A 5,880-nucleotide genomic window follows, 5' to 3' on the forward strand; every position below is an offset into this window, starting at 1 on the left:
AGCGCGGCGCGCACCTCGGACAGCAGCCGCAGCGCGAGCGGGTGGCGGGCGTCGTCGGGGTCGAGGGCGTCGTCCGGGAGGCCGTACCGCGCCCGGGCCAGGTCCGCCTCCGCCCGCGTCAGCGCGCCGAGCCGTACGCAGCGGGGCAGCGTCTCCCCCAGGACGCGCGCGGCCGCGGGGTCGTCCTCCCGCCCGGCGTGCAGCAGCGCGGCGGGGAAGTGCGCCCCGGCCTCCTGCCAGTACTCGGCGCGGCAGGCGACGACGAGCCGCGCGCCGGTGTCCCGCAGCCATCCGGCCGTGCCCGCGCTCCATCCGGCGAGCCGGTGGGCGAGCACGGGCGGCGTCTCCTCGGGCCCGTCGAGCAGCAGGAGCAGCGGCCGTCCGGCGTCCCGGACGAGGCGGGCGACGCGCCCGGCCGAAAGGTCGCCGAGCCCCTCCCCCGCCGTGCCCGCCGCGCACGACGCGCCCAGGATGCGCCCGGCCCGCTCCAGGGCGCCCGCCACCGCGTTGGCCACCGAGGTGTCGGTGTCGCGCAGGCCGGCGCCGCGCAGCCACAGCGTGGGCGCGGGCTCGGGCCCACGGGCGCGGCGGGCGGCGAGCGCGGCCAGCTCCGTGGTGCGCCCGGTGCCGGGGTCGCCGACGAGGCCGAGGACGTGCGCGGGCCCGCCGGTGAAGGCGGTGAACTCCCGGTGCGCGGCGGCCCGTTCGACCGGCTCGGGGCCCGGGGTGTCCGGGCCGTCGGAGCCCAGGGAGGTGGCGGTCAGGTGCAGCGCGCCCGCCAGGTTCAGGTCGTCGCCGTACGCGGGCACGGTCGCCGCGTTGCGGGCGAGGAGCGCGGCGAGCGGGCCGCCCGGGTCGGCGGCGGCCACGTCCCGCAGCGGCACCGCGAAGCCGGCGGCGCGGTGCGGGGCGTGCAGGGCGGCGGCGACGGCGGCGAGCACCGCGCCGGAGGAGACGTCGAGGACGGGCCCGCCCGCGGCGCCGCCGCCGAGCCGCAGCGCGTCGGCGCCGTCGGTGCCGATGGCCAGCTCCAGGGCGCCGTCCAGGACGTGGAAGCGGTCGGTCGCCGTGTACGTCACCGAGGCGGAGTCCAGGACCCGAGCCTGCCGCCAGCCCCCTGCGGCGACCCGGACGTACGCGCCCACCGGCACGGTGTCGCGCACGGTGACGGGCAGCGGCTTCAGGCCGAGGCCCTCGGTCCGCACCAGCGCGAGGTCGGCCTCCGGCAGGGCCGTCACGGCGTCGGCGGCCACGACGCAGGTGCGCTCGCCCTCGGCGTGCAGGACGATCCGGGCGAGCCCGTCGACCGCCTCGTGGCTGGTGATCACCGTGCCGAGCTCGTCGGCGGCGAACCCGGCGCCGCGCGGGCGCCCGGCCAGGTCGCAGATCCGCACCAGGGACCACCGCGGCTCGTGCCAGTCGGCCGCGCCCGTCGTCCCCGCGCCGCGCTCCCGGTCCCCGCCCCGGGCGCGCGGGCCCCGTCCCGCCATGCTCGAACCTCCCCAGCCGGCCCCGTCGCTTTGACCGTAAGTCGACAGTGATCAGCCGGGCAGGACGGCAACCGAAAGCGCCCCTCGCGCTCCCCGGGTTCACTTCGAGCGCCTGCCCATTGGGGTGAAGATCCGGGTGAGGCGTGGATACACCTTCCGTGGGGAGGGTGTGGAGCGGCGGACGGCTGTGCGCCGCTCCACGACACCGGGGCCGGGCCCCGCCGAAGGGGCAGCGGCGTCAGCCGAAGACGGCGAGGCTCTTGGCCTTGCCGCGCGCCTCCTCGGCCAGGACCAGGAAGCGGCCCTCGGGCCCGAAGACGGCCACCGGCCCGGCGCCCGCGTACTCCTCGGGCATCTCGATCCGTACGCCGTTGGTGAGCAGCCGCGCCCGCCTGGCGTCCAGGTCCCAGCGCGGGAAGGCCGCGGCGGCCGCCTCGGCGACGGGCATCACCGTGAGCTCCTCCTGGAGCTGGTCCAGGGTCTTGGCGCCGTCCAGCTTGTACGGCCCGACCCGGGTGCGGCGCAGCGCCGTCAGGTGCCCGCCGACGCCGAGGTCCGCGCCGAGGTCGCGGGCGAGCGCCCGGATGTACGTACCGGAGGAGCAGACCACGGAGACGACCAGGTCGAGGACCGGGGTGCCGTCCTCGGCGACGGCGTCGCGGATGTCGTACACCTGGAAGGACGAGACGGTCACCGGCCGGGCCGGGATCTCGAAGTCCTCGCCCTCACGGGCCCGCTTGTAGGAGCGCTTGCCGTCGATCTTGATGGCGCTGACCTTGGACGGCACCTGCATGATGTCGCCGGAGAGCTTGGCGACGGCCGCGTCAATGGCGTCGCGCCGCACGCCCGAGGCGTCCGCCGACGAGGTGATCTCGCCCTCGGCGTCGTCGGTGACGGTGGCCTGGCCGAGCCGGACCGTGCCGAGGTACTCCTTCTCGGTCAGCGCGAGGTGCCCGAGGAGCTTGGTGGCGCGCTCGACGCCGAGCACCAGGACGCCCGTGGCCATCGGGTCCAGGGTGCCCGCGTGGCCGACGCGGCGGGTCCTGGCGATGCCCCGCATCTTGGCCACGACGTCGTGCGAAGTGAAGCCGGACGGCTTGTCGACGATGACAAGGCCGTCCGGCGTGGTGGTGCGTGCGGTCATGAGGCGGCGTCGCCGTCCGTTTCGTCGGCGGGCTTGCGGTACGGGTCCGCGCCCGCGGCGAAGTCGGCGCCCGCGGAGGCCTCACGGACCTTCGCGTCCGAGGCGCGCGCCTTGTCGAGGAGGTCCTCGATGGCCCGGGCGTTGTCGGGCAGGGCGTCCGCCACGAAGGTCAGCGTCGGGGTGAACTTCACCCCCGCCGCGCGCCCGACCTCGGAACGGAGCACGCCCTTGGCGCTCTCCAGGCCCGCGGCCGCGGCCGCGCGCTCCTCGTCGTCGCCGTAGACCGTGTAGAAGACGGTCGCCTCCCGGAGGTCACCCGTGACCCGGGTGTCCGTGATGGTGACATGAGAGCCGAGCCGCGGGTCCTTGATCCCGCGCTGCAGCTTCTGGGCCACCACCTCTCGGATGAGGTCCGCCAGCCTCTTGGCCCGCGCGTTGTCGGCCACTGCTCCGTCTCCTTCTGTGCCGTGCTCGTCGCTGGTCGTTCGGGTCGTTCAGGTCGTTCAATCGTCGTCGTCACCGTGGAACCGCCGCCGCACGGACAGCAGCTCCACCTCGGGCCGGGCGGCGACGAGCCGTTCGCACCGGTCCAGTACGTCGGAGAGGTGCCCCGCGTCCCCGGAGACCAGCGCCAGGCCGATCTCACTCCTGCGGTGCAGTTCCTGGTGGCCCACCTCGGCCGCGCTCACCGCGTACTTCCGCTGGAGCTCCGCCACGATGGGCCGGACGAGGGAGCGTTTCTCCTTCAGCGAATGTACGTCGCCGAGGAGCAGGTCGAAGGACAGAGTCCCCACAAACATGTGTGCCCGGATGTCCCGCCGGTACGGGGTCGCGCCCTGCGCACGGTTGGCAGGGTCCCCTGAACCGTACAACGCCGGGGCCCTCCCGCTCGACGGAGTTATCGCGCTGGCGCGCTCGTCCTCAGACGCCGGACGGGCTGAAATTCTCCTGCCGCACCGGCAAGATTCAGCCCGTCCGGCGTTTGAGGACGAGGCGCGGAGCGCCGAAAAAGGGCTCAGCGCCCGAAAAGCGGCCGGGGGCCACCCGGGGCCGAGCCCCGGGCAACCCCCGACCCCGCGAACACTAGGCCCGCGGCTTCTCGCGCATCTCGTACGTCGCGATGACGTCGTCGACCTTGATGTCGTTGTAGCTGCCGAGGTTGATACCGCCCTCGAAGCCCTCGCGAATCTCGGTGACGTCGTCCTTGAAGCGACGCAGGCCCTCGATGTTGAGGTTCTCCGCGATGACCTTGCCGTCGCGGATGAGGCGGGCCTTGGTGTTGCGCCTGACCTCGCCGGAGCGGATGAGGACACCCGCGATGTTGCCCAGCTTGGACGAGCGGAAGACCTCGCGGATCTCCGCCGTACCCAGCTCGACCTCTTCGTACTCCGGCTTGAGCATGCCCTTGAGGGCCGCCTCGATCTCCTCGATGGCCTGGTAGATCACCGAGTAGTAGCGGACGTCGACGCCCTCGCGCTCCGCCATCTGCGCGGCACGGCCGGCCGCGCGGACGTTGAAGCCGATGACGATGGCGTCGGAGCCCATCGCCAGGTCGATGTCCGACTCCGTGACCGCACCCACGCCGCGGTGCAGGACGCGGATGTCGACCTCTTCGCCGACGTCGAGCTGGAGCAGGGAGGACTCCAGGGCCTCGACGGAACCGGAAGCGTCACCCTTGATGATGAGGTTGAGCTGCTGGATCTCGCCGGCCTTGAGCACCTTGTCCAGGTCCTCGAGCGAGACGCGGCGCACGCGCTTGGCGAACGCGGCGTTGCGCTCACGGGCGGCACGCTTCTCGGCGATCTGACGGGCCGTACGGTCCTCGTCGACCACCAGGAAGTTGTCGCCGGCGCCCGGGACGTTGGTGAGACCGAGCACGAGGACGGGGGTCGACGGGTCGGCCTCCTCCACGTTCTCGCCCTTGTCGTCGAGCATGGCGCGGACGCGGCCGTACGCGTCACCGGCGACCATCGTGTCGCCGACGCGGAGCGTACCGCGCTGGACGAGGACGGTCGCGACGGCGCCGCGGCCCTTGTCCAGGTGGGCCTCGATCGCGATGCCCTGCGCGTCCTGGTCGGGGTTGGCCCGCAGGTCGAGCGAGGCGTCGGCGGTGAGGATCACGGCCTCGAGCAGCTCGTCGATGTTCGTGCCCTGGCGGGCGGAGATGTCGACGAACATCGTGTCGCCGCCGTACTCCTCGGCCACCAGGCCGTACTCGGTGAGCTGGCCGCGCACCTTGGTCGGGTCGGCGCCCTCGACGTCGATCTTGTTGACCGCGACCACGATCGGCACGTCGGCCGCCTTGGCGTGGTTCAGGGCCTCGATCGTCTGCGGCATGACACCGTCGTTGGCCGCCACCACGAGGATCGCGATGTCGGTCGACTTGGCACCGCGGGCACGCATGGCGGTGAACGCCTCGTGACCCGGGGTGTCGATGAAGGTGATCTTGCGCTCTTCGTCGTTGACCTGGGTCGTGACCTGGTAGGCACCGATGTGCTGGGTGATGCCGCCGGCCTCGCCCGCCACCACGTTGGTCTTGCGGATGGCGTCGAGCAGGCGGGTCTTGCCGTGGTCGACGTGACCCATGACGGTCACCACCGGCGGACGCGAGACCAGGGCCTCGTCGCCGCCCTCGTCCTCACCGAACTCGATGGAGAACGACTCGAGCAGCTCGCGGTCCTCCTCCTCGGGGCTGACGATCTGAACCGTGTAGTTCATCTCGTCGCCGAGGAGCTGCAGCGTCTCGTCGGAGACGGACTGCGTGGCCGTGACCATCTCGCCGAGGTTCATCATCACCGCGACGAGCGACGCCGGGTTGGCGTTGATCTTCTCGGCGAAGTCGGTGAGGGACGCGCCGCGCGACAGGCGAACGGTCTCGCCGTTGCCGCGGGGCAGCATCACGCCGCCGACCGACGGGGCCTGCATGGCCTCGTACTCCTGGCGCCTCTGCCGCTTCGACTTGCGGCCACGACGCGCGGGACCGCCGGGACGGCCGAAGGCGCCCTGCGTGCCACCACGGCCACCGGGACCGCCGGGACGGCCACCGAAGCCGGGACGGCCGCCGAAGCCACCGCCGCCGCCGGGACCACCCGGACGACCGCCGCCGCCACCGGGACCACCGGGACGGCCGGCGAAGCCGCCGCCGCCACCGGGACCACCGGGACGGCCGGCGAAGCCGCGGCCGCCGGCGCCGCCACCGCCCGCACGGCCACCGCCGCCGGGACCGCGGCCCCCACCGGGGCCACC

At 73.7% G+C, this 5,880-nt stretch carries 5 protein-coding genes; all 5 read right to left on the reverse strand.

The window, feature by feature from the left end; all coding sequences use genetic code 11:
• On the reverse strand, positions 1 to 1,490 hold a 1,490-nt coding region (locus tag IE330_RS37475; RefSeq protein WP_373314828.1), incomplete at its 3' end, for a trypsin-like peptidase domain-containing protein.
• 238 nt (positions 1,491 to 1,728) lie between these two features.
• The gene (gene truB / locus IE330_RS37480) at positions 1,729 to 2,634 is read right to left on the reverse strand and encodes a tRNA pseudouridine(55) synthase TruB (RefSeq protein ID WP_190140658.1); all 906 of its coding nucleotides are present in this window, start codon (positions 2,632 to 2,634) and stop codon (positions 1,729 to 1,731) included.
• Positions 2,631 to 3,080: a 30S ribosome-binding factor RbfA gene (rbfA, locus tag IE330_RS37485; RefSeq protein ID WP_190140659.1), complete on the reverse strand. Its 450-nt coding sequence runs from the start codon at positions 3,078 to 3,080 to the stop codon at positions 2,631 to 2,633. Before rbfA ends, truB begins: the two co-directional genes overlap by 4 nt.
• Before the next feature lie 57 nt (positions 3,081 to 3,137).
• Complete coding sequence (locus IE330_RS37490) at positions 3,138 to 3,434, reverse strand: DUF503 domain-containing protein (protein ID WP_190140660.1); 297 nt, start codon at positions 3,432 to 3,434, stop codon at positions 3,138 to 3,140.
• A gap of 283 nt (positions 3,435 to 3,717) precedes the next feature.
• A partial coding sequence (gene infB, locus IE330_RS37495) for a translation initiation factor IF-2 (protein ID WP_190140661.1) occupies positions 3,718 to 5,880 on the reverse strand: 2,163 nt, incomplete at its 5' end.

This window comes from Streptomyces longispororuber, assembly GCF_014656095.1.
Lineage (GTDB): Bacteria > Actinomycetota > Actinomycetes > Streptomycetales > Streptomycetaceae > Streptomyces > Streptomyces longispororuber.